Raw genomic sequence first — 597 nt, forward strand, 5'->3', positions numbered from 1 at the left:
TTCTTTAACTTGATCAATAGATGTGTCATATGAAACAGAGAAAACACAATCTACTCTCCTTTCAGCATTAGCTCCAGCGTTAACAATAACCTCTCCAGAAAGTTTACCATTAGGAACAACAACAAATTTGTTGTCTACAGTGTGTAAAACAGTATAAAGGAAAGTAATTCTTTGAACAGTTCCTTCGACGCTACAAGAGATTATATAATCACCTTTAGTGAAATATCTAGAAGCAAGAATTTGCATACCACCAGCAAGGTCAGATAAACTTCCTTTTAAGGCAAGTCCAATACCGATACCAATAGATCCAAGAAGTGCTAATATAGATGTCATTTCAATACCAAGTATTTGAATAACATTTAAAGCATAAAAGATAATTATTAAAATATTTAAAAATGACTGTAAAAAGTGTATTAAAAGCTCATCAAGTTTTTTAAGTGATAAAAACTTATTAAAAGCTTTCATAATAAACCCTTGAACAGGTCTGTAAGTTACCCAAAGGATAGCTAAAAAGATTAGTTTTTTAATGAGAATGGGTGCTGATTTTGCAAGAGCAGCAGTAAATTCATTAATAAAAGTTGTTAAAGTTTGTTCCAT

The 597-nt window shown here is 30.7% G+C and carries 1 protein-coding gene; it reads right to left on the minus strand.

What is annotated here, in order from left to right; translation table 11 throughout:
- Positions 1–597: mechanosensitive ion channel family protein (locus HMPREF0202_RS06535; RefSeq protein WP_023050182.1), on the minus strand; the 597-nt coding region annotated here is incomplete at both ends.

This window comes from Cetobacterium somerae ATCC BAA-474 (assembly GCF_000479045.1).
GTDB lineage: Bacteria > Fusobacteriota > Fusobacteriia > Fusobacteriales > Fusobacteriaceae > Cetobacterium_A > Cetobacterium_A somerae.